Origin of the sequence: Prauserella endophytica, from assembly GCF_005146945.1 — a bacterium.
GTDB classification, from domain to species: Bacteria; Actinomycetota; Actinomycetes; order Mycobacteriales; family Pseudonocardiaceae; genus Prauserella_A; species Prauserella_A endophytica.
The window spans coordinates 220517-246920 of record NZ_SWMS01000002.1 but is presented as its reverse complement, the minus strand read 5'-3'; the positions used below and the strand labels follow the sequence as shown (position 1 = coordinate 246920).

The following is a 26404-nucleotide window of genomic DNA, read 5'->3' as shown; positions in this document are numbered from 1 at the left end:
CCGGCCGGGTCAGCCGTCGGCGTCGTACCGGCCGGTGGCCACGTCGGCCAGCTCCTGGTGCACCAGCACCCATTGGCCCTCCGTCCACGCCGACGGACAGAACACGTGGTCGGCGAGCAGGCCGAGCATCGCCCGCTCGTCCGGATGGCCGGCGAGCGCGTCGCGGAACCGCAGCTCGGCGTCGGCCGCGCTCGCGCCGGGAACCTTCACGCCGCGCATCGCGCCGGGCTGGAACGGGAAGAGGTCCACCAGGCCCGTGCGCATGTTCCGGCGCAGTCCCCTGGCACGGACGAACTCCGCCACCACGGGTGAGGTCTGGCGCAGGCGGGCGAGGATCTCGTCGGTCACGGTCACGACGTGGGTGTCCGCCGACGGGTCGAGGTCAGGATCCGCACCCCCACCGGGCACCGTCTCGTCCCGCAGGGCGGTGGCACCCGGTCCGGTACCGATCAGGGAGCCGAGCTCGGCATCCCATTGCTCGCGCAACCCATCGGAGAGCGCGAGCCCGCGCGCCTCGGCACGTTCCCTGGTGAGCCGCAGCGACCGCCGCAGCAGGACCGACGTGTCCCCCGGGGCGGAATCGGCGTAGTGACGCAGGGCCAGTAGCTGGCTTCTGGCGCGTGGATCGTCCAACTGCCGGAAGACCTGGTCGAACTCACCTGTGAGCCGGCCGGGATCGCCGCGCACTCCGTCGGCCCAGAAGGACAGCGCCTGCTGGACGATCTCGAACCGTGCCCCGCCATCGAGCAGCTCGAGGTACCGCGCCGTGGGCGGCCGCGCGTTCACCACGCTGACGGGGTACGTCCGCGTGCCGTTCGTCGCGTCGAGCACGATCGGCCGTCCCCCACCGTCCACTACACCCACGACGATCTCGTACCACCGGCCATCCGGAGGCTTGGCCAGCGACACGAGGTCCGCGGATCTCACGATCCGGCCGCGCTGGTTGTGCAGGGTCACGAAATCGGCGCCGTCGCCGGCCGCCACGATGGCTCGCGCGCCTTCTCCGGAACGCGACAGGATCGTGCCGAGTTCCTTGTCCAGCCGGTGCAGGGACCCGTGGATCTCCAGCAAGCGTCCCGTTTCCGGGTCGGCGTGACGTGTCTCGACGGTGACCGCAGCCTGGAAACGCACGCCACTCACCTGTGCCATCCGCCCGAAGACTCCGGCCTCGACGCCGATCGGACGGTCGAGGTCGCCGTCGGCGAAGAAATCCATGGTGGGCGCCAGGCTGGTGCGGACATCCAGAATGCCGGGACCCGCCAGGAAGAGTTCGGGCTCGTACACCCATGTGCGGTCAGGATCGCTCACCGGAACGAGCCCGCCCGGTTCGGCCAGCGGTGCGCCGATCGTCACGTCCACCCCGTCCGCGCCGGCAGCACCGGTACCCCACTGCCGATCCAGTACCGGGAACGAATTGGCCCGGGCCCAAGTCACCGGGCTGGTCTCCACCAGGTTCGCCCGAGCGCGTGGGCCGAGTTCGTCGAGCCGGGCGACGAGATCCTCGGTCCCGTGCCGGAAGGCGGCGATCGCCTCGTCGATTCCGCCCGCGAAGTACCGGTGATGGGGCGTGGTCGCCAGACTGGTGAACAGCGCGCTCGCGGACTCCGCGCTCAGGGTCTCCGGCCACCGCCGGAGCAACCACGGCTCCGGCTCCATCCCGTCCCGCTCGGCGGCCACCTCCACCCCGGACAGGGCGTGCCTCAATCCGTCCAGATCGCCCCGCGCCGCTTCGGCCAACGCCCGCAGCCACGAGCGGGCTGCGGGCTGGGCCAGAGCCTGCGCGAACGTGACGACCGGTTCCACGGCGGCCGCCAGTCGTGCGACGGGAGCGTTCGCCCGCCACTGGTCGGCGAGAGCCTGTTCCAGGTTGCTCCCGCGTGCCTCGGCTCTCGCCTCCGTCAGGCGCAGCGCTCGCTCCAGCAGGCGCACGGGTGCCACTCCCTCGGCCTCGCCGGCCCGAACGGTGTGCTCGGCCAGTGCCACGAGCTGGCTGCGCGCGTTCTCATCGCCCAGAGAGGCGAACAGGCCGGCGAACTCCGACGGCACGCCGAAAGGCCAGCCGAGCGCGCCCGCGAGCATCGGCCCGGCGGACTGCGCCGCGGCCTCCGCGGACGAGTGGTGATGCCGCGTTGGGGGTCGCGCGTTCACCGGGCTCAACGGATGGTCGGGCAGCACGAGCGGCGCGCCGTCGCCGTCCACGGCCAACGCGACGAGCTGCGACGGGTGCGGGGCGTCGTCGGGCAGGGCGGCGAGCGCGCGGGAACCGGGCTCGATGCGGGTCCCCTTCACCACGCCGCGGTCGTTGGACCACATGACGAACTCATACGGCGCGGTCCGGCCGCGGCGCAGCGCGGAGTCCGTGGCGGCCGGGCTGGTTCCCTGCGGCAGCCGCGCGATGAGCATCCTCGCTCCGTGCCCCGCCTTCGCCAGGAAGGCGGCAAGATCGTCACGTACGCGCATTCGCGCCACCACGGCGCTCCCGTACCCGGCCGCCCGGCCTTCCTCCTTGAACAGGCTGTGGAAACGAGCTCCGGTGAGGTCCGCGATCCTGCCGAACACGCCGATCTCCCTGCGGTAGGGCAGTTCCCGGTTCCCGGCGTGGTAGCCGTCGTCGGTGGGAACCAGGCCGAACGGCGGTTCCTGGTCGGGCTTTCCCGGTCCGGCGAGAAAACGTTCGACGACGTACTCGCCGAACCCGCCACGAACGGGCCGCAGACCGCCGGGCTCCATGACCGGGGCGCCCGCGTTGATGTCGACTCCGTCGGCTCCGGCGACGCCCGCGGACGCATGTCGCTCGTGCGGCAGCAGGTAGATCCTGGCGTTTCGCTGCCGCCACAGTTCCGGGTAGCCGGTGTCGACAGACTGCCGTTCCTCGTCGGTGAGCGACGCGATGGCGGAGGCGGCCCGGCGCTCGAGTCGCTGGTTGAGCAGGTCGACGTCCTTGGAGGTCGCCGTCAGGTCCGGCCGGAGGTAGTCGGCGGTCTCCGCCGGGACGGCCGGGTCGGCGCGTACCGCGGCGGCCGCGGCCCACGCCCGCCCCCGGCGAGCCAGCACCGCCTCCAGTGACCCGCCATCGCGCTCGGCGAGCGCGCGAACGCTCTCGAGCGCCTGGCCCAGTCTGACCGGATCGCCGCCGACGGCCACCGCCATCGCACGCAGCTGCAACCTGGCGTCTCGATTGCGCAGGCCGTGATACAGCGACGTGGTCTCCGCCGCACGCAGCGCCGCCTCGCCCCGGTCCGGTGCGCGCAGGCGCTCCGCCAGGTCGACCTCCGACGACTCGTCGCGCTGGACCCGGCGCAGCGCCTCCCACCAGCGAGCCCGTTCGGCCGCGGGCAGTGACTCCAGTGCCTCGGGGCTCGGCGGTCGGGCGCTGAGGTTGCTCAGGGCCGCGCCGGGCAACGGGACCGAGCGACCCGTGGGGCCGACGACCAGGACGTCGACGCCGGTCACCTCGCCGTCGGCTTCGAGTTCTCGCCGCGGAAGGGCGGCACTCGCGGTCTGGGCCACCGGGTCGACGAACATCAGACGTCGATCGGCGTGCACGGCGCCGACCACGTACGGCTCCCGGCCGTGGCGCCTCAGTGCCACCACCGCGAACGAGCGCTCTCCGGCACGTTCCAGTGCGGCGCGGATCCGCTCGGGCACGGACGCCACCGCCTCGCGGTGGCCACCGCCCGGCGGTGCCGGCTCCAGCGACTGCCAAAGCCCGTCGAACTCGTCCTCGACCCTGCCGAACCGGTCCGCGTCGACCCGCGCGACCACGGTGCCGTCGCTGCCTGGTTCGTCGAGGACCGGCGGGGGCGCCACCATCGGTTCTCCGCGCATCGTCCGCAGCAGGGCCAAGGTCGCCGGAAGGGTCAGCTCGTCCGACGTGCGAAGCGCGTCGGGCCACAAAGCGGTCACCAGCCCGAACGCCTCAGCCGCGGGCAGCGCGAACCCGCGCCTGGTGTTCCGTTGGCGCCTGGCGACGCGCTCCGCGAGAATGTCGAGGGCCAGCCGCTCAACCGTTGCCTGGTCGTCCGCAAGGCGCAGCTGTTCCAGCAGGTCCAGTTCTCGCAGGAAACCCCGCAGCGGGGAGTCGTTCCCGGCGGCCGAGCCGAACATCCCGCGCACATTCCCGCCCGTGGACTGGACCCTGGCCCGCAGCGCCCGCGTGAGAGCAGGGTTCCCGGCCCGCATCTCCCGGAACAAGGTGTCGGCTTCCGCCCGCAGTGCCGTGCCCGAATCCGTCGGAGCCAGGCGGGCGAGCTCGCGTGCGATCAACTCCAGCTGCGCCATCCTGCCCTCGACAGCGGGAGCGTTGCGCGACAGTCCGGACAACAAGCTCGTCGCGCCGAAGCCCGCGCCGGCGATACCGTGCGCCAGCGCGAGTCCCAGCCGCCGGCGCTCCAGCCCTGCCGCGATCTCGACCACGAGGGTGTCCCGGTCCGAGGGGTCCAGCGAGCCCGCCGACGGCTCGTTGTCCGGCAACGCGTTCGCGGGAACGAACGACACCCTGATCCGATCGAAGCGGACCCGGCCGACGCGGGACCCCCGGATGTCGACGACGTAGTGCCTTGGTCCGGCGTGCCGGACCCGGAGATCATCGCGGTGGGGCCCGCGTTCAACGAGCCACAGGACCTCCCGGACGGCGTTGCTGACGTCGGCCGTGGTGATCCGATGCGTGCCGAAGCCGTTGTCCCATCGCTCGGCCGGGTCCCGTTCGGCGGAGCGCACGAGGCCCGTCTCCGGGAGGACGGCCTGCTCGGTGGACGCCGTCGGCCTCGTGGACGCCGCCGACCTTGTGGACGCACTCTCGCGGACGGGCGTCCCGGTTGCGTCCCGGGCTTCTGCCCACGTGCTCTCCCCCACGGCGTGCACGACGAACCCCGCGCGCCCGGCGATCGTCGTCCTGCGCACGTCCCGCACGACCAACGGCTCGTCGGGGGCCAGCAGGTGCTCCCGCAGCTCCGCGCTGTCGGACCGGACCGCGGTCAGCGAGACTCCCCGGCGGGTGTCGATCCGCCACACCACCGGAACACCCGTGCCGCGCTCGCCGCCGGGCGGGTTCCGCAGCGCGAACTGCTTGGCCCAGCGAAGTTCGTAGGACGCGAAGTCGACGGGACGGCTGACGACGTCCGCGGCTGCGCCCGCGCGCCACGGCGTGAGCACGGAACCCGGTCGCAACACGTCGACATACGCCTCGTCCCGCACTGCGATCCCCCGGTAGACGGTGACCGGCCGCGGGAGCCTGCCCGCGCCGTCGACGATGCGGGCGAACGACAGCGCCGCCTCGTCGGCCTCGGCGTCGCGCACGGGCGGGTCGTCGTTCCAGTACGCGAGGTAGGCCAGGTACCGGTTGTACCGGTCGCTGGCGAACCCGGCGCCCTTGCCGCGCGCGAGAAACGCGTGGACCCGCTCCCGGTCGCTCTCCGGCAGGCCCTCCCACCAGAGCCGGGAGGCCTCCTGCGTCGCCGCGATGTCGGTCGCGGCGGGACCCCCGAAGCGGGCCAGGTCGAGCTCGCCGACGCTGGGCTCCGTCTCGTGCCATGGCGTCTCCGCCGGTGCGGCCAGCGCCTGCACCGCCTGCGCCCGTGCGTGCACCTGCTCCAGACTCGTCCGCAGATAGCCGTCGTCACCGATCAGGTCCCACAGCGAACCGGCCCCCACGAGGTCGGTCTCGGTCGCCTGTGGCCGGAAGTACCGGTAGATCGACAGCGCCGTCCAGCCGGTGTCCCCCTGGCCCGTCGGCGCGGCCGTCACCCGGCGCAGGTACGCGGGACTCAGCGGGTCGGGCAGGCGCGGGCCGTCGAAGGGCACCTCCTGCTCACGGAGCACCCGGTCGAAGGCGTTGACGTAGTCGCTCAGCCCGGTGACGAACGTGAGACCGTCGGCCAGTGCGCGCCTGCCGGAAAGCCCATGGACGGGGGCCGAGGCCCGTCCGGCCAGCATCGTCGCGTACCGGTCGACGCCGTCGAGCAGCCGGTGCAGCTCACCGGCCCGGTGGAATGCGGGCTGCTCCGCCGCGCTGTCCACAAGGGACCTCAGCCGGGCGGAGACACGGCGCAGTTCCTCCGGCAAGCGCGCGGCGGGCACGAGCCGAGGGCGTCCGCCCCAGTCGCCTCCGGTCGCGTGCGGCGTGGCCTGGTCCCGGATCAACCTCGTGAGAGACGGCCGGGCGCCGGCGTCGTCGACGCCGCGAGGGGCGCCTTCGAGGTCACCGAACGCCGGCCCCGTACCTCCGTCCTTCGGCCGGCGGGGTCCTCCGCCCTGACCATTCCTGCCGTCGGCGCCGTCCAGCCGTGGCGGGGAGGCGGGCCGCGGCAACGGTTCCGGTTCGCCGAACGACCACGGCGTGGTGTCCGGCGAGCGCCGCAGGCCGAGCGCCTCGGTCAGCCTGGTGGTGTCGGCGTCGATCTCCCCGGCCACCTCTGTGAGCGTGCGGGCGTAGAAGAGCGCGATCTGGTCGCGCAGCGGCGACAGCGGCCCGCCATCCCAGTTGATCAGGAACCTCAACAGCTCGCCGGAGAGGAACTCGCCCCGGCCGTGCCAGGCCTGCGCGGTGACGCCGACCGCGGCGGCGCCGATCGAGATGGACAGCTGCAGGGCGGCGCCCGCCACGTCGAACGCCCCTGGCCGCATCGCCTCGTCCGACGTCCGGCGGACCATCCCGCTGGCGGCACCGGGACCCGCCTCGGACAAGGCGAGCGTCGCCCGGCCCGGCACGCCGACCGGCCCATCGTGATAGACGTCCACTAGCCTGCGCAACTGCTCGATGACCTGCGGGTATCCATTGACGGCATCGGTGGGACTGACCAGGGCGAGCGCGTGGGTGTCCGCCCCGTTGGGCAGGAGCAGCGATGGCAGCCCCGGGATCCAGGGCAGCACCCGGACCACCATCTCCTGACGGTGCCTGCCGCGAACCTTGGAGCCGAGCTCGTAGACACCGGCATGCTTGACCTTGTCGATGAACAGCCGGAGCTCGCCGCGCCCGATCGTCCTGACCTCGGCCAGGTGCGGGATGCCGTCGGCCAGCGCACCGGTCGCGGCGAGCTCCAGGAAACCGTCGACGTACTCGCGCGGCGACGCCGCGGTCAGGTCCCTGGTCTCCCGGTACCAGGCCGACCGCGTCGGCGGCAACGCCGCGGGCGCCTGCTCCGCGAACCGGGCGGCGGCATTGATCGCACCGTGCAGCTCGCGCAGGCCTAGCTCCGCCCAGTCGTCCATGGTCGCGGGCACCGCGGTCTGCTCGCCGATGGCCTTGAGGGCGCCTTCCGCCTGGCGGGTCGCCGCGGCACGAACCGTGCGGGCGGTCGCGGCCCCGTCGATGGCCGACTGCAGCACCCCGACACCGTCGCGAACGGCCGACGCGTCGTTACCCGTCGCCGCGGAGTACACGGCGTTGGGCCCGCCGCTGCTGATCCCGACCACACCCGTCCGCACCGCGAGCTGGCCGATGGTGCGCGCCCACAGGTGGACCTCGCGGTCGAGGATGTCGGCGACCTTGCGGTCGACCTCGTCCCGCAGTGCGCCCATGCTGGAGTACCGGGGCACCAGCATGGTCACCGTGCGCCGCGGAAGCTCGAACTTCGAGTGCACGACGCGAGGCGGAAAGTCCTGCCGCATGGTGGGCGAGGCGCCGACGACGATCCGCAGCTCCACGGTGCGCAGCCGCTCCGGCAGTCTCCCGGGCCGTACGAGGGAGACCACGACCGTCCTCGTGTCACCATCGGTCTCCTCGTCGCTCACCGAGCTCACGTTCGCGTGTCCGGCGGCCGTCGCCTTCACCCGCTGGGCGGCCCGCTCTGTCAGGCCGAACCGGTCGGAAGGCACCGGCGCGTCACGTTCCGGGTCCGCGGGTGTGCCGGGCTCGGGCGCGTGCGCCTCGAGCTCCCTGCGGAGCCTGCTGACGATCTCGGTGGCCGAGGCCAGCACGCCCTGTGCCGTGTAGGCCAGGCTGTTGATGGTCAGCGCCCCGTCCGGCTTGTCGTAGCCGAGCCGCGCCCGGCGGCCGTCCGTCCACAGTGCCGCGATGACCTTGTACGCGCGCGTCGACGCCAGCGCGGCGGCGACCGCGGCGCCGCGCTTGCCGATGCTGCCGACGAGGATCTGCGCGATCGTGTCCAGCCTGCTCATCGCCAGGCCGAAGGCGATCGAAGCCGGCGCTTCGAGCAGGAGGGTCGCGTAGTTCTGCCAGATGTAGTCTTTCAGGCTCGGCATTTTCCACAGCCTCGAGGCCTTGTAGAGGGCGCTGAGCAGTTCCCGGGAAAGGGTCTGCCACAGCAGTTCGTCGCTCGCGCCCGCGAGCCCCGTGGAGTAGATGACCTCATAGGACAGCTCCCGGGTGCGCCAGCTGCCGTCGACGAGCCGCTGGGTGGAGAAGTCCCGGCTGTGCGGAACGAACGCGATGTCGACCTTCTCGCCGGTGCCCAGCTCCACCCGCAGCCGCTCGGCGTCGGCGTCCCAGGACACCGCGCGAAGCTCGTCGAGCAGTTCCTGGTAGTCGCCCTCGGCCAGGAGGTCGGAGGGAATCCGCCTGGGTCCCTCGCCGCGCAGGGCATCCGCCAGCTGTCGCGCCGTGCCCCCGACCCTGGCCGTCAGTTGCGCCTGCGCAGAGCTGGAGCCAGCGAGATCCTGGGAGGGCGGCGCCACCTCCGGCAGTTCCACGCCGTAACGGCGGGCGAGCGGTGTCATGGACTCGACCGTCGCGCGCAGCTCGCTGGTCAGCCTGCGCAGCCCCGGCCCTCCGAGGCCGCCCCGCCAGGCCGCCATGAGCCTGCGCATCTCGTCCGCCGCGATCGCCCGCTTGCCCCCGACGGTGTAATAGAGGGGAACCTGGGTCAACCCGCCATAGGCGAACCCGAACAGCGCGGACAGCAGGCCGACGCCGTCGGCGCCGAGTCCGGTGGCCGAGCCGAGGAGGTAGCCCGCGGTGTTGCCGCCGATGTTGCCACCCTGGTCGTAGACGGCGAACCGCATGTACGCCTGGATCTCGTTGATCGGCGCGACGTACTCGTTGATCTCCTCGATCAGCAACTCCCGCAGCGCGGAGTCCACTTCGGACATCGATGCGTCGCGGTCGACCAGGATCACCCTGCGCCCGCCCTCCACCCAGGCCTCGTCCCGATCCACCGGGCCGAGCACCTGGCCCTCCGGCAGGTCGGCGGCCTCCAGCTGCACGGTGAAGCCTGGGCGCAGCAGGGCCGCGCGCCCGGTGCCCGACCACCAGGTGACGAGGAACGAGTTGTGCCCGCGCGGATACTCCGGCAGCTCGTAGCCGTCGACACCGTGATCGCGGGCCGAGATCGGCAGCTCGATGGTGGGCGAGACGACCACGCGGTGGATGTTGTCCCCCAACGAGCCCTGTTCGAGCGGATCGGCGTAGTGGTTGTGCTTGAGCAGAAGCGCCATGCGCGACACCTTGTGCTTGAACAGCCACCGGGCCCTGGCAAGGCCCGGCGCCGGGTGCTCGTCGACCTGCCGGAAATGGTCGACGATCGCCAGCCCGTGCTCGGTCAGCCGCCCTTCGAGACGCGGGTGCCGCACGGCCTTCGGCAGCCACTTCCGGCGGCGGTCACTGCCGTGCACCGCCTCGCTGAGGCCCGCCCCGTTGTCCCTGCCCGCGTCGTCGCCGTTGATCAGCCGCCGCAGCAGCTCCTCGACGTGGCGCAGCTCGTCGAGCTCGGGCTCGGCCACCGCGAACTCGTCGGCGCGGGAACCGGCATGGCCCTGCTCCCGCAGCCCGGTGACCAGCTCCTCGTGCCGAGTGAGGAGCGTGAGCATGCGGTCGAGCAGCGCCAGGTCGCCCTTGCTCAGCCGCATCCGCCTTGGCGGGCGGGGGTCGCCCGTGAACGCGCTCGGGCGCTCGTCCTCGGACTCGACCCGCGTCGTGCGCGCGGGGTCGGCCAGCTCGAGGTATCGCTCGAGCACCCGGCCGGCATGCGCCCGGCCGCGCAGCAACTCGCCCGCGGTCCGGGCGAGCTCGGCGTCCAGCGTCGCGGCGAGGTACAGGCCATCCGCTCCATCCTCTTCGGACACCAGGCTCCGGTATCGCAGGGTGTCGGCGAGGCCGGACAGCACGGGCACGTGCTGACGGTAACTCTCGGCGAGCCGCAGCTCGGCTCTGGCCAGTCCGGTACCGGACTCCGGCTCGGCGTGCCGGTCGGCCAGCTCGGCGAACTCGGCGGCCAGCACCTCGGCCCGCTCGGCGAGCGCTGCCGGATCGGCATCCTGCCGCGCCCACAGCAGCGACTCGGTGAGTGCCGCCAGCTCCTCGTCGGCACGTTCGTCGGCGGCCAGCAGCTCCGCGGCACGCGCGGCCGCCGACGCCTGCGGGGCTGCCCCCGGTGGCTCGGCGGGCTCGGGTGTTGACTCGGCCGCCGGTGCGGCGGCGTGCAGGTCCCGCACCCGGCCGGGCAGCTCAGCCAGCGCGGCCCGCAGCGGAACGCCCAGCAGCGGCACGAGCCCGGGCCCGGCGTCCGGCAGCGGCGGCAGCACGATCGTGGCGGGGCCGTCGGGCCGGCCGCCGTCGAGCGTCATCCGCAGGCCGGGCAGCACCAGCGACGCCTCGGTGGCATCCGGATCCGCGCGCACCTGCAGCTCCACTTCCAGCCCATCCGGCCAGCGCAGCCGCCAGCGGTTCTCACCCGCGGGTTCGGCCGCGACCTCGGAGCGGTCGAGCAGGGTGGCGACCGTGTCGGCCAAACCCTCTGGGACCGTTGAACCCGCCCTGACCGGCAGGGTCGGCAGCGCCACGCGCTCCCCGGGCACCACCACGGCGGGAGCGGCCGGGGCCGCGCCCGCCGGAGACTCCGGCTGCGCCGGCGGCTCGGCCCGCTGCGCGGAAACGGCACCGGGGTCGTCGTCCGGATCGAACACTGGCATGTGCTGGCCAGCCGCGCGCAGCAAGGTGGCGGAGCCGTGCCGCACCAGCGGCCGGTGCTCGGTGGCGAGGCCGGCGGCGTCGACCTCGGTGATCGCGAGCCCGTAGCGCTCGGCGAGCAGGGCAGGCAGCCTGCCCTCGAAGAGACCGTCCACAGCGGACGATCCGGTGCGCAGGGCGTCGAGCGCGGCGGCCTGGTCGCCGTCGGTCACCAGCTCCGGGGCGGACGACCACAGTGGCCTGCTGTCGACCGGCAGATCCAGCTCGGCCTCCAGCGCGGCGATCAGGCCGTCCCGCAGGCCGGCGGGTGACGCCACCCCGTGCAGCTCGGCGAGCCGGGCGCGGTCCGCGGCGGGCAATGCGCGGTACAGCGCCTGGAACGTCGCTTCCGCCCCGAACTCGGTCCACTCCGTACGCGCGCCGATCCGGTCCAGATACCGGAGCTGCGCGGCCGTGAGCGCGTTGGGATCGCCCACCACGCGCGGGAAGTCCTCGGCGGTGAGGTCGCCGGTGAACCGCGAGCCCGGTGCCTGGGTCGCGACCCAGGCACCGTAGGAAACGCCCCAGCGTTCGATCGCGGCGGCCAGCTGGTCCATGAGCGGGCCGAGCGGATCGGCACCGCGGTGGGTCTGGCCAAGGGGCAGACCGTGGTAGTAGCGGTCGGCGACGAGCCGCACGGTCTCGTCGAACCGCGTCTGCGCGGCGGTGGTGCGGGCCGAGGCCGGCGCAGGCGGATCCAGCACCTCCAGCGGCGGTATCCGGGCGGGCCGGGTGGCGACCGCGCCGGAGAGCCAGTCCCGTTCGACGATCGCGCGTCGCTCGGCCGCGGTGAAGGCCCCGTGCCGCAGCGCCAGCTCCCCGGCGAGGCCGCGCAGCAGCAGGGCGTCGCGGCCGTCGACCGGCAGCCCGACCCCGGCCCGCCGCAGCACGTCGCGGAACGCGGCCAGCTCGTGCTCGGTGGAGTGGAAACCGAACAGCGTGGCGAGCGCGGGCTCGGTGCGCGGCGCCGGCCCGGAGGGAGCACCGGCCAGCGCGGCCCGCAGGACGGGGCCGAACTCCCGCCCCTCGGCCACCGCCTGCCTGTGCAGCGCGCGCAGGTCGACGTCGTGCGCCAGCACGCGGGCGAGCTCGGCCGCTGAGAACTCCGCGGCACGCAACGCCTCGTGCAGCGCCGCACGCTCGGCGGGCCAGGCGTCGTCGGCAGGCGGGACGATCTGGGGCGCGGCCGGGCGGCCGGGTTCCTGGCCGCTCTCGCCGGGCACGGCGCCGTCGGGGGTGACCCGGTACCGGTGCCGCGTACCGTCGAGCGCGGTGACCTCCAGTGCGATCTCGGCGTCGAGCGCGGTGGCGAGATCGTGGGCGGCCCGCACCGGATCCGGAGGCACGCCGGGTGGTGGCCGCACCGTCGACGCGGGGCCGAGGACCAGCCGCCGCGCCGCCTCGGCGTCGGCGAGCATCCGCTCCGTACCGGCGGCCGCCGCCACCCACTCCCGGTGCGCCTCGGCCGGATCGCCCTCCGCGCGGGCGCGCAGCAGCGCCTGGCCACGCTCACGCAGTAGCGCCGCGGCGGTCTCCGCGCGCCGCAGGTGGGTCAGCGCCGACACCACGGAGCGCCGCGCCGCCCCGGACTGAGGATCGACTGGGAGCGCGCGGCGGACGTCGGCGGTGACGCGGCCGGCCCATCGGGCCGCCTCGTCGTGCGCCGCGATGGCCGCCGCGGTCTCGTCGAGCGACAGCCGCAGCAGCGAGCCCGGTGGCAGCCCGCCCGGCACGGCACGGACGGCGGCGCCGGCCGGATCGTCGTGCCGCAGCAGGTCGGCCAGGTCGAGCCGGGGCGCGTTGCGGTCCCGTGCCGCGAGCAGCACCCGCACGTCCCGCTCGTCGTAGCCGGTGAGCCCGGCCGCGGTAGCCGGGTCCCAGGGAGTGAGGCGCGCGTCGCCGAGGGACTGCGTCCTCGGCGCGGACGCGGGCGCGGGGCTCGCGGGCTCGAGCGCCGCCCGGTAGGGCTCCAGCTCGGCGGGAACCGTGCGCAGCGCGGCGTCGGCCGGGACGTACACCTCGGCGCTGCCGGGCCGGGTGACGAGGCTGCCGCCCACGGTCTGGCCGTCGTGGTCCAGCAGCTCGACGCGGACGGTGTGCGGCACCCGGAACACCGCGGTCCGGCCGCGGTAGCCGGTGGCACGCACGCCGTCCTCCCCGCGCGCGAGCTGCCCCGCGGCATGGTCGAGGTAGCCGAGAAACTCCGCCGCCCCCGGATCCTGGTCGAGCCGGACCACGAGCTTCACCTGCTCTGTCCGGCGTGGCCATGGCCTCGGCCGGTCGAGCCGCAGGCGCAGGCCCTCGGTGGCGAGCCGCTGGTAGGCGGCCTCCAGCCCGGCCTGGCTCAGCGACGCGTCGACGCGGAGCATCGTGTCGAGCTGCCGCGCGCGCACGCGCCGGTTGCGGCTGACCGGGGCGTTGTCCCCCGCCGCCGGGTCGCCGTCCGGTACGTAGCCCGCGCTGGGCACGACCCCGTGCCGGGCCAGTACGCCGTGCACCAGTTCCCGCAGTGGCCCGGCACCGTCGTCGTGCGCGGTGGAGCCGAGGGGACGCCCGGTACGCAGCTCCCGCGCGATGACGGGGACGTCGTTCTCCGCGGCCCTCGTGAGATGGTCGGCGGGATAGGACGGCGCGGGCTCGGCCGGGTCGGCGACCGGGACACCGCGTACGAGGCGGCCGTCGGCCACGGCGTCGGCGGCGACGGGCAGCCCGTAGCGGTAGGCGTCGGCCTCGGCCATGCGCGTGAGGAGCGTGCCGCCCACCTTGACGCTGTCCAGCTCCACGCCGGTCTCGGTGAAGAGGGTCAGCTCGTGCACGACGCCGGGCGTCCCGGAGGAATCGCCCCATTGGTGCACCTGCGTTGGCCCGGTGCGTGCCTCGACGGTCACCCGGCCGCCGTCGTCGAGATCCACCCGGTCGGTCCGTACGCCGGCGCTCGGCCCGCCCACCATGGTGACGTCGCCTCGCCGGACGGTCGCCGTGTGCCGCACGACGAACCGGCCGCCGACCTCGGCGCGACCGGTGAACACGTGCCCCTCGGCTCCCGCCGCGGCGCTGGGCAGCACCTCCTCCAGCCTGCCGGCGTAGGCGGTGACCCGCCTGCGGACCTCGGCGTCGAGCGAGTACCCGGACTCGCTGAGCAGGCGGCGCAGCGCCTCGGCGAACTCCTCGCGTCCGCCGAGATCGAGCACCCGCAGATGGGGCAGCGGGTGTCCGGCCGCCTCGTCCCGGCGCACGCTCTCCGCGGCTTGCTCGGCGGGAGTCTCGCCCGCGGCCAGCAGCAGCGTGCCGCCCGTGCCGGGCCCGTCGGAGGTGAAGACGACGGACTCGGTGAACTCGCCGGTCGCGGGGTCCCGTTCGGACACCTCGACCGCCACCGTCACCTCGGTCGGCTCCCCCGGTTTCCCGGTTTCCACGGCGATGCCGGCGGTGCCGGGCCGCCGGTCGAGCGCGCCACGCAGTGGCGCGGAGGCGTCGGGCTGGGCCTCGATGCGCACCGGGCGGGGCTCGTCGAGCCGCAGCCGGACCCGGAAGTCGCGGGGCTGCGTGGTGCCCAGCGACCACACCTCGCCCTCGGCCGAGACAAGTCGCGAGAACCGTTCGGCCAGTCGCGCCCGCAGCCACGACGTGGTGATCCCGTCGTCCGCCGCCCGGTCGGCGAGGTGGGCGGCCAGCTCGGGCGCGAACGGCACCGGCTCCAGCGGCACCGCGGTGACCAGCGAGAGCTGCCGCGCGGGGTCACCCTCGACCCGATTCTCCACAATGGACGCCGCGGACTCCTCGGCTGTTTCCCTGGGTAGAGCGGGCAGTGCGGCGAACGGGTCCAGGTCGGGATCCCGCGCCTGGAACGCCCGGCCGAGCCAGTCGGTGTGCGTCTCGGCGAGGGCACGGCGGGAGGCCGCCGAGTAGCGTCCGTGCAGGTAGGCGTCACCGGCGAGCGCGCGAAGGCGCTCGAGCCCGCCACGGTCGAGCCCCTCCGGGACGCGGGCCGCCGCGAGCAGGCCCGTGAACCGGCTGACGTCCTCCGCGTCGGCCGGGTCGAAGCCGAAGAGCCCCGCCACGGCCGGGAGGTCCACAACGGACGGCTCCCGCTCCTCGCCGTCCCGGTCCCGCTCGGCTTCGAGCTTCACGTCGGCGGGCAGATCCAGGACCTTCGCCGTGCCGCGCTTGGCCGCCAGCTCGGCGGCGAGCCGCAGGTCAGAACCGAAGCGAGCGTGCAACGCGCGCAGGTCGACCTCGGCGGCCAGCAGCCGGTCGAGGTCGATTCCGGCCAGGTCACGCAGCGCCCGCTGGAACGGCAGGTCGTCCTCGTCCTCCCGCGCGCCGCCACCGAGCCGCCCGGCGGCGAGCTCGCGCAGCGCGTCCGGCAGCGCCTTGGCCGACACCGACCGCACCGCCATGCTCGTGAGCAGCATCCGGTGCGCCGGGTCCTCGGGCAGGGGAGGGAGCACGACCTCGGCCACGTCGCCCACGACAGTGACGAGCACCCCGCCCTCGCCGGGGCCGATCCGGAACCGGACCGGCCCCGCGGCGCCTCCGCCGAGGTCGAACCGCCAGCCCTCGCCGTCCCGCTCCGCGTCGACGGGCTGCCGGGCGAGCACCTGTTCCAGTGTCGCGTCGAGCAGCTCCGCGTCGGTGGTGGTGGGGCCCTCGTAGCGCACGAACGGGCCGTCCAGCCGCAGCGGCTCGGGCCCGGATGCCCCGGGCGCCCTCCCCGGACCGTTCGCAACGTCCGCAACGTCCGCCGTGTCCACGGTGTCTACCTTTTCCACCGTGTCTGCGGAGGACGGTGTTGCGGGAAAGATCGTCGCGACGTCCACGAGCGGGCCTGACTCGCTCGGAGGAGGTCCCGGAGAGGCGGCGCGCAGTCGCTCCAGCTCCAGGGGTGGCCGGGGAATGCGGGCGGCAAGCCGCCCGGGCCGCCGCGGCCGCCCCACACCCGGATCCACCGGCGAGCCCGGCGTCTCCGGCGGGGACGGCACGGCAGCGGAACCCAGGAACGTGTCGGAGAACGGCACACCGTCCCGCGCGATCCAGCGCCGGCGCTCCCGCCCGCCCTCGACACTGTCGAACCTGCCGGTGATCCCCAGCTCGGCCAGCACACCGCGGACCGTGTCGGCGAGGTCGTAGCGCAGGAACCCCGTCCGCGCGACGAGATCGGGCACCACGTCGAGTGTCGTGCCGGTCCGCTCACCGACCGCCGCCTGCGCGCGGACGAGCGCGTCATGGAGCCTGCCGAGCCGGGGCCGCCAGTTCGCCCAGTCCGCCGAGGCCGCGTCGTGCCGCCTGACCGCGGCGGAACGTTCCTCCGGCGTGCTCGCGGTCGACAGCTCGTCGCGGGCCGCGTGGAGCGCCAGCAGCGACTCCCGCAGCTGACCGACCAGGGATCGCGCCTGCTCCAGCTCCCCGGGGCGGAACTCCGGCGCCGTCGCGTCGCGGAGCGTGTCCAGCGCGTCGTCGGCGCGCAGCAAGAGCTCGCCGACGGTGGCGAGCTCGGCGCGGCCCCGATCGCCGGTGAACACCGCGAGCGGGTGTTCTCCGACGACGTCCCGCACCAGGTCGGCGACCGTCGCATAAGGACGGTCGGCCGAGAAGTCCTCCCGCTGGGAAGCCTGCCGGAGGAGGTCGGCGATGTCGAACCTTGGCGCGTTCCGCACGGTGCGGCGCAACGCTCTCGGCGCCGCGCCCTGGTCGGCGAGGGGATCGGCGAGCACCGCCCGTTCCTCGGGAGACCGGGGCAGCCGCACCCGCTGCTCGAGGATGTCCGGCACGCGCGCGGACGGGGTCTTGAAGTAGACACCGCCGACCACCTCCGCCCGGCGGGTCTCCGGCGGACGCAGCCGGGGCTTCCAGGTCACCGTGAGCGCGTGCTCAGCCCGTCCCGACCAGAGCGCCGACCCCATGCGGGTCATCATGTGGTGGTCGACGCGGGTGCCACGGGTGAACGTGTTCTGCTGCCCGCCCGACACGCTGCCCCTGACCGTCCCCGCGGGGTCGGCCTCACCCCGGAGCCCGGGGGCCGCGCCATCCAGCTCGTACGGCGACTCGGCGTCTCCGCCGACGAGACCGGTCAGCGCCGAGCGCGCGCCCATCGTGCGGCCAGTCGCCTCGACCACGCGGGTCTGCGCGCTGAATCCGCGGTCCGCCTCGGGATCGTCACCGTCCTCCCAGCGCTCCACCCGCACGTCGAACAGCCGTGTCCGCAGGCTCACGGTGAGCGTGCCACCCGGGATCGAGTCGAGCAGCATCGTCGTGGCCTCGCCGCCGCCGTTCAGCGTGGCGAAGTAGGCCTGCAGCACCGCGGGCCCCAGTGCGTCGCTGATGCGGTCGCGGTACTGGTGCACCCGGTGGCCGAGCACGTCGGGCGCGGAGAGCAGGTGCAGCGCCTGCTCGACGAGCCGCTCTCGCTCGACGAAGATCGCCCGCACGTCCTGGTCGGCGAGCGCTCCGGGGCGCAGGCGGCGGAAGTCGAGGGGACCGGGCTCGGCGGGAACCCCGTCGGCGACCGAACGCGCCGGGTACTCGAGTGTCAGCTCACCCCGGACCGTGGCCTCGAACCGCGAGGCGGATTCTCCCCGGCCCAGCAGCCGTCCCGGCTGGGTGAGGAGCTGCTTCGCCGCACCGACCGGCCCGCTGAGCCCCGCGCCGTACAGGGGTTCCGCCCAGACCCCGGCTGTGATGTCGAGCCTGGCCCGGAGCCGGTTCACGGCGACCCAGTCGAACTCACCGGCGAGTGTGTGCTCCTGAGCGGAGGTGACCGCCTGGTCGGCGTGCTGGCGGCCGGCGAGTGGACCGCCGGTGGGATCGACGCCGATCTCGTCGCCGGGCCCGGTCTCGTCCTTGCCGCGGGCGGGGAGGTCGAAGCCGCCTTCTCGGCGGTGCCCGCCCTGGCCGGACCTGGTCGCGTGCAGGAACCGTTCCTGGCCGACCCTCTCCTGCCGTCCCGTCACCTCTGGCGTGCCGAGCTCGGCCGTCAACCGGACCACGAGGTTCTGCGTCCACAGCCTGGTCCGCACCGGCAGCCTCAGCTCGAGCCCGGTCGAGAGCATCGTGTCTATCGCGGCGGCGGAGCCGAGGGCCGACACGTGTGTCTCGAGCGCGTCGAGCACCCTCGGCTGACGGTCGAGCAGGCCGGGCATCACCCGGTCGACCAGGTTCCACAGGACGTCGACGGGGTCGGTGTCGTGCGTGAGCCGGACTCCCGCGTTCGCCCCGAGTCCCTTCTCCCCCGGCCTCGTCAGCTGTGGAGGCGGAGCCGCCTCGCCGATCTCCTCTGGCGGTTCCGGATGTTCGGTGACGAGCCGTTCCAGCACCACCCGGTACTCGAGTGCCGTGACGACGGGGTCCTGGGCTTGCGCGGTGCGCTCGTCTGGCAGCAGGCGCGGATCTGCCCCGGGATAGGCGCGTGCGATGTCGGTGAGCACCGGCCAGAGGTGCTGCGCCGCCACCTCGTCGCGATGCTCGGTGACCAGCCGGAGCGCGGCCTTCGCCACGACGGCGCGGTCGAGCTGCTGCTCGCCACCGCTCCAGGCGCGGAGCACGTCCGCCACCTCGCTCGCGGGCAGCGGGACGCGGCCGTCGCCGTAGAGCTCCAGCGCGTCGACCTTCGCCAGCGCGTACACCACCGACAGCGGCGTGGTGTCGCCCGGCTCCCCCGGGGTGACGGTGACGGTTCCCTCGGCCGTGAAGAGGTAGACGTCGTTCGTGAGGACCACCCGGCCGGTCTCCGACGTCGCTCCCGTGGCGCCCGCGGTCGACGACCCTCTACCGACCAGGCCGGACTCGCCCGTCCCCGGCGATCCGCCGAGTTTGTCCGCCGTGGAGGCCAGGCTGACGCTGACCCCGGCCCCGATGTCGTGGGTGGCACCGAGCAACGTCTCCGACAGCACGGCGGTGCCCGACGCCACCCAGTCGGCCTTGCCGACCCACGTCGAGCCCTCCAGCTCCCCGCGGAGCGTGATCCTCCGCCTGCCCGTCAGGAACGGCGCGGTCGTGCCGTAGCCGGCGCCGAAGATCCTCGGCAGGTGGGAGAGCAGGTCGCCGTAGTCGCCGAACTGGCGGATCGCGCGCTCGCTGACGACGGGCAGCAACGCTCCGGCGAGAAGCGAGCCCGGCCGGGATCGCAGCCGGTCCCGCAGCGGGCGGCGGCGCTGGGGCACGGCTCCCTCGGGGCTCCTCGCGGCCTTGCCGATGGCGCGCTGGACATCGGCCGCGTTCGACACGTGCAGCGGCTTCGCCCGGTCTAGCACCTCGGTCGAGGTGGGAGTCGCGGAGCGGACCGACTCGCCGGCGGTGAACGCCCGGTGCAGGAGCACGTCGACCCGCTGGCCGTCCACCGCCCCGAGGAGCGTTTCCCGCTCGCCGTCCCGCACGGTGATCTCGTAGGACACCGGCACGCTGAACGCGGCGTCGGTGCCCCGGTCGTTCATCGACGCGACCCTGCTGCCGCTGCGGCGCGCCGTCACCCCGGGCTCCACCGTGCCGCTGGCTCCGGCCGCCGGGGCGAGCGCCAGCAAGCGCAGCAGTCCGCTGGCGCCGACCTCACCGCGGCCGCCGCCCGTGAACGAGCTCGACCGGCTCAGCGCCTCCGTGCCGAAGACCAGGTTGATCAGGTGGTACTCGTCGCTCGTTCCGCGGTACACCGCGTTCGCCGTGTCCACTTTGGCGCGCACGTTCAGTGTGACGCTGCGCCATCCGGTTACCGCGGTCCGGTCCCGCTTCCACAGGGTGAGCGGCAGCCCGGTCTGCGCCGCCTCGTTGAGCTGCGCGGCGATGACGGCGTCGGACAGCTGGTCCTCGATGTACAGCCTCGTCTCGTGCCGCGCTTCGGTGGGGCTCCGGGTGGCCAGCGGTACCAGGCTGCCGTCATGGGCAAGGACACCCCTGTTGTCGAGCTTCACCGCGCCGGTGCGCGGGTCACGCCTGGTGACGTACCCGTTGTCGACCGCCCAGTCCAGCACCGCCGACCGGATGCCCTCGCCGTCGAGTGTGCCGGGCAGCACGTGCGCGGGGCCCACACCGTCCCGGATGTAGGACGGGAAACGCACCTCGCCGTCCGCCTCGGTCGGCGGGGTGCGGAGGTTGCGGACCCGCTCGACGAGCACAGGGCCGTCGCGAGTCTCGACCTGCTCGGTCAGCCGGTTGCCGGCGGCGTCGACCAGGAACGCCTCCTCGGGCACCGGCAGACCCCAGTGCGCGGCCTGCTCCTCCGGCATCCGGAGGTAGACCTCCCCGTCGAAGCGCTTCGGCTGCGTACGCGCCGACTCCTCGATCGGGCGCACGATGACCGAGGCACGGTACGACACCTTGTGGACGATGGTGTTGCCGGTGAAGCGCAGGTCGCGCATCTGCAGCGTGTCCCTGTCCACCCCGTACCGGTGCAGGCTGCTGCGGGTGCCGTACGCCGTGGCACTGGCCTCGAGCGCCGGGGTCAGCCGCGGCCCGGCGCCGAGGCCGAGCGTGCCGTTGTCGGCGACGGCCGTCGCCCCGCCGTAGCCGGAGCCGGACCGGCTGTCGAAGCTCAGGTAGGGGTCGCGCATCGGCGCGGTCAGGAGTTCCGCGGTGTCCTTGCGGATCTCGACATCGATCTCGACGACGTGACTGAGCCTGCCATTGGTGCGGACCGGGAGCTCCAGTCTGTCTCCCTCGGCGGCCGCCTTCCGGAGGCGCGACTGCAGACCGCGCACGTCGATGCGCACGGCCTCGTACTCGGCGTTGTCCGGGGTCCGCTCGCCGTCCGACAGCAACAGGTCGTCCACCACCGCCTCCGCGATGGCGTCGAGCCCGCTCATGCCGTAGGCGTGCCAGTGCGGCACCCGCGGGTCCTGCCGGTCGGCGGGGCTGCTGGCCACCGCCTCCGGCGGCGGGCGCAGGAAGCCGTTGCCGGACCACACGGTGATCTCCGCGGCATCCCCGGTGGGCGGCACGCGCCTGGGTGATCCCCATGAACCGGTGTCGTCCCGGACCGATACCTCCCACTTCACCGCGACGCCGACGAGCGTGGCCGAGTCGTGGTGGAACTGGTTGTAGTCGACGGAGCTGCCCGCCGCTGCGGCGAAGCGTCCGGTCGCCGTCCGGATCTCCGACTGCCCTCCCTGTGCCGTGAACCCGGCCGTGACCGGGATCAGCAGGCGCGAGACGGGGTCGACCAGGCGGGCCACGTCGGCCTTGAACTGCACCTGCCTGCCGCGCTGGCGATCCCGCCCCACCCCGGCGCCGCTCTGCACGATGCGCTTCTGGGCCAGCTCGACGACGTCGGTCTCGGTCGGGACGATCCGCGGACGGCCCTCCGGCACGGCGCGGACCCGGACGTCCCTGCCGCCGAACGCGGCGACCGCACCGTCCGGCCCCACGAGGCGGTCGAACCGCGCCAGCAGCGTGCGGTTCAGGCTCTCCGCCGTGGCACCGTCGACTCCCAGTCCGGCGAGCTCGGCGGCGAGCTCGGCCATTCCAGGCAGCGGCCCTCGGGGAAGGCCGGTCAGCAGCACCAGCCCGGGTGGGCGGGCGGCCACCTCCTCGGCCGTGGGCGGCGCCGGTTCCGGGGGAGCCGGCGGGCCGGGTGTGCTCTCCGGCTCGTGGCCGGTGTGGAACTCCACACCGGCGTGGCCGAGCGGGCCCCTGCCCGGCCGGGAACCATGGCTGTCGTCGCCGGGAGAGAACCGTTCCCGGCGGTGCCGTTGCAGCGCGATGTCGGTCTCGACATCGGTCCGCGACGGCAACCGCACCGCACCGGCACCCTCCGGTGGCGGCAGCTTGTCCACAGTAGACTCGGCGGCGCCGTGGCGGGCGAGCAGGGACTCCGCGGTCTCCAGCCGCAGCGGGAACGTCTCCCTGCCCAGACCGACGTGCCGCCACCGCGTCGTCAGTCCCGGATCGCCGTCGGCCCACCCGTCGCGGATCGTGCCGACCGAGCCGTACCCGCGCCGCGCCAGCAGGTCCAGCACCGCCTGCGCGTCGCGCGCGTACGTCGCGTGATCCGGCAGCCCGACGGCGTACCCGTCTCCCTCCGGGAGCACGATCGCGTCACCCGCCACCTGCCTGACCGTGTCGGCGAAGTGCAGGGCGTGCGCGTCGCCGTCGGTGCCGCGACCGTCCGGAGCCGGCAGGTGCGGCGGCGCGTCGCCGAGGTCGAAAAGCTTGCGAACGAACCCCTCGTAGCGCGGGGAATGGGTGACATAACCGCCCGCACCCGAACGTTCAGGCGCGTACGTCGGGCTCTGTGCGGCGTTCTGGACCTTCGCCTGCACGTACAGATAGGACAGTGTGCCGTCCTGCCACGCCTGGTGTAGCCGGATCGCCAGCGCCGCCTCCGCCCCACCACGTCGCAGCATCGCCACGAGCACGGACTGCACGTACCGGGGATGCCCCTGCTCGTACCGGTTCGGATCGGCGCCGAGGCCGTCGCGGGCGCCCAGGCTCGCCGTCGGTCCCTTCACCTCGACGACCCGGTAGCCGACCGCGTTGCCGTCGGCGTCGCGCTCCTCGTACACGCTGTCGAACCGGCCGGCCCCGGCGAGCGGGACCGGCACGGGCACCAGGGTGTGCCCCACCGGCAGCTCCTGCCGAGCGAGGTGCATCGCGTGTGCGCCGGCGACGTTGCCGAGCTGCTCGCCGATGTCGCGCCGGACCCGGTTGAACCCGCCGCGGTCGTGCTCGTCCTGGTGGGCGTTGCCGAACGGCCGCCGCGCGGGCCGTCGCTTGCCCGACGAGAGCGCGGCCGCGTCGGCGACGGCGTCCTGGATGCGGGGGCGGTTGGCGGCGAGCCAGTCGGCGTCCTCGATCCCGAAGTGCGTGCCCTCGGCCACGACACCGTTCGCCGGGAACGAGGCGCGGTCGCCGTACACGGGGCCGCCGAGGTACTCGGCGGGGATCGCCGGGACGTCGGTGCCCTTGACGCGGTAGAGGCCGTCGGAGCCGCGCTCGATCATCGGCACCTCGTGGCCGAGGTAGGCCGGCCGTCCGCCACGCCGCTGGATGATGTGCGGTGGGTTCTGGTTGGGCTTCTTGTAGTAGCGCGCGTACAGCTCGTCGGCCGCGTCGCGGTCGGCGCCGTTGAGCACCGAGAGCAGCGCCTCGTGCGCCTCCTCCTCCGGCATCTCCCGCGGCGCGGGCGGCTGGTCCGGCCGCGCCGGGTGCCCGGTGTAGAACTCGACGCCGGGGTTGTCGCCGAGCGGGCCCCTTCCACGCCGGGGACCGAAGTCCTCAGTGGACCGTCGCTCGTGCAGCCACCGCTGCCTGGCGATCTCCGTCCGCGCGTCCGTCCCCGGCGGTGGCGTGCGTGACCCGGGGGTTTCCAGCCGGAGGGTGAAGTCGTTGCCCGGCTCGGGACGCCGCCACGTCGTGGAGCGGCCGGGACCGTCGCCGGTCCAGTCCGCCGGCAGCGGTTCCCCGGCGCGGTAGCCGCGCTCCACCAGCCCGTCCGCCAGTGCCTGGGCGTCCTCGGCGAAGGTGCCGTCGTCCGGCAGCCGCACCACGTACCCGTCGCCATCGGGCAGCACGAGCGCGTCGGAGACGGCCGCGCGCACGGTCTCGACGAGGTGCCGCGCGCCAGGGTCGTGGGCGAGGCGGACCGCACCGTCGGCGAGGTCGCCCTTCCCGGCGACCGACTCGCGCAGGTCGGTCAGCGCCGCGCGCAGCGCCTCCTCCGTTCCAGTTGACGACACCTCGACCACGGCCAGCTCGCTCTGCCGCGTGGCCCCGTCGAGCACGCGGGTGCGCGGCGGGTGCGCGCGGCCCGTTCCCGGGGCCAGTGCGTCCTGCACGGCGACGGCGGCATCCACCACCGCGTCGGGGAAGTGCAGGCGGACCGAGCCGTCGGCCGGCTCGACCCGCACGCCGTCCCGCTCGGGGGTGAGCGACTCCAGCAGGTCCGCGACCCGCTCCGCCGCGGTTGCGGCCTCCCCTGGCTGCCCGACGGGATCGCCGTCGACGGCCTCGGGGACCACCCCCGGGGTGCTTTCGGCGAGGTGAGTGAGCACCTGGTCGAGCACGCCGCCGGTGACGTCGGGGTAGGCGGAGAGCACCACGCCGGCAGGCCGCACCTGGGTCCACTCACCACCGTGCCGGGCGAAATCGCCCGCGTGCACCATGGCCTCGCCGCGTGCCAGCCCGTTGTCCGCGGACGTGTCGACCGAGAACTCGACCGTGGTGCGGGCCCCGGCTCCGAAATCGAAGGTGACGGTGCCGCTGCCACGGTCCACCGTGGCGAACCCGCCCTCGGTTAGCCCGCTGAGCTGTGCCGCCAGCACGCGCCTGGCCGACGTGGCGTCCCGCTCGACGTGCTCGGAGGGCTCCGCGGCCTCCAGGCGGATCTGCTCTCCCGTCCGGAGCTCGTCCGGGGTGTGCCCACGGACGGGTCCCTCGGGAGATCCCCGGACGGGTTCCTCGGGAGGTGCGGTGTCCCGGGGCGCCGCATCGGGCGGCGTCCCTTCCCCGGCCGTGGCCGGCTCCGTGACGGACGCGTCGCCACCAGGGTCAATGGGTGTGCCCTCTCTGTCCGGAACTGGCTCCCCGGGCGCGGGCTCGTCCCGCTGCGCGGGCCGCTCCCCACCGCCGTCCTCCGCCGCCCGCGCGGGTCCGTCAGCGGGCTCCGCCGGCTCGGCCGGAGTCGTCGCGCGCTGCTCGCCGAGCACCGCGCCCTCCGGTTGCCGCTCGACGGCCGTGTCCGCGGTGGGCCGGGACGCCGGTGAGGTCAGCTGGCCCCTGCCTCCGGCCGGCGCGCCGCCGGGTTTCGCGGTGCCGCCGGGTTTCCCCGTGGCGGTCTCGGCCCCGCCGGTCGTCGAGCCCCCGGCCGCCGGGGCGGGCGCCGCCGAGCCTGCCGGGGCCTGGGCAGCCGGGGCAGCCGCGGTCGCGGCGGCGTGGGCAGCGGCGGCCGCCTCCACGGCGGCGGCGTGCCCCGCCACGTCGGTCTCCCCGATGACGGTGAGCGGGTCGGCGGGCGGGCGCCAACCGAGATAGGCACGCTCCTCGAAGTTGAGCCGCACGGTGGAGAGCTCACCGTGCGTCTCGATCACCCGCTCCCAGGCGCCCCCGATCGCGCCGCCGAGCGCAGCCTTCGCCGCGTCCTTCCAGGTCCACTCCGCGTTCGGGTCGGCGCGGGTCGAGCGCACGGACTGCTGGTAGTCCTGTGCGGGGTCCAATGCGGCGGTGAGGGCCTTCGTACTCGCGTCGCCGAGGACACCGCCGAGCGCGCCGGTCGCCATGTACCCACCGGTCCGGCTGGCCAGGCCCATGGGCGCCGCGCTCAGCGCGCCACCGACGCCCGCGACGAACGTGGAGCCCGGGCGGTACTCGTACCCGTCGATGCCCCACAGTCCCACCGGCAGACCGCTCTGGGCGGCGACGTCCCCTCCCGCCGCGATGGCACCGCTGAAGAGCGCGTACCCGGCAACGCGGCGGCCGAGCAGCGCGGCGGGGTTCACCCCGTTGCGCACGGCCCGCTCGACCGCGTCGTCCACAAGGGACCGCACAGCGGGCGACAGCACCTGGGTCGCGCCGCCCCGCGCGCCGGCGTTGACGGCGAACTGCCGGGCCAGCTCCCGCCGGACCGCCGCTCCCCGCAGTTCCCGCACCACGCTGCGCTGGGCCCCCTCCCTGATGACCTCCCTGCGCAGCGCCCGCTGAGCGTCGAGCGCCCAGATGCGCGAGCCCGGCCCGGACAGCGCGCGCTGCGCCCACCCGGCCAGCCCGGTGGCGCCGTCCCGCGCCGCCGCACCGGCCCCGAGACCCGCGGCGGTGAGGCCGGCGTGCTGCGCGGCCCGCTGTGCCGCGGCGTTGCGGCCGGCGGTCAGGCCAAGGCGCGCCGCGGTCGGCAAGGTCGTCCGCAGCTGCGACAGCGCGACCTTGAACCCCACCTGGCGCAACGCCTCCAGCACCGCCTTCATCGCCACCCGGATGCCCACGCTGCTGGCGGTGATCGCGGGACCGATCGCTGCCAGGGTGGCGCCGAACGACGGGATCGCGCCGACGACGAGAACGATCACCTCGACCATCATGATGATCACGTTGACCAGGAACATCCCCTTGGCCAGCACGACCTGGTGGTAGAACTCCTGGACGCCCTGAGACAGCTCGCGCTGCGTCGCGAGCAGGTCGAAGGCCGCCCTGGAAAACTCGGACATCCGCATGGCCAGCGCGACGGGCGCGCCGGTGCCCTCCCACGTGAGCTGGATGCCCGAGGTGATGGCGCCCGCACTCTCCATCAGCTCGTGCGTGGCCTCCGCCTCGGCCGCCCAGGCCTCGTAGAGCTGCCGCAGGTTGTCCTCGTCGCCCCTCGGGTACTCGCCGAGAATGAGGTCGAACAGGGTCGAGGCGTTGACCGGGATGGGGAAGCCCACCCCGAGCGCCTCGGCCCCCACCGCACCGTAGGTTCCGAGCAGGTGCGCGTTCTCCGCGAACCAGTTGTTGAACTCCTCGATGTAGCCGTCGACCTCACGAAAGAAGTCCTGTGCCGCCCATACCGCGTCGTCGCTCCATGCCATCGGCTCCCCCTGCCGGTCTTTC

The 26404-nt window shown here is 74.2% G+C and carries 1 protein-coding gene; it reads right to left on the bottom strand.

What is annotated here, in order from left to right:
- Positions 1-9 precede the first annotated feature (9 nt).
- Positions 10-26382 carry a WXG100-like domain-containing protein gene (locus FCN18_RS05020; RefSeq protein WP_137093536.1) on the bottom strand — a complete coding sequence of 8791 codons (26373 nt, stop codon included), beginning with the start codon at positions 26380-26382 and terminating at the stop codon, positions 10-12.
- Positions 26383-26404: the final 22 nt, after the last annotated feature.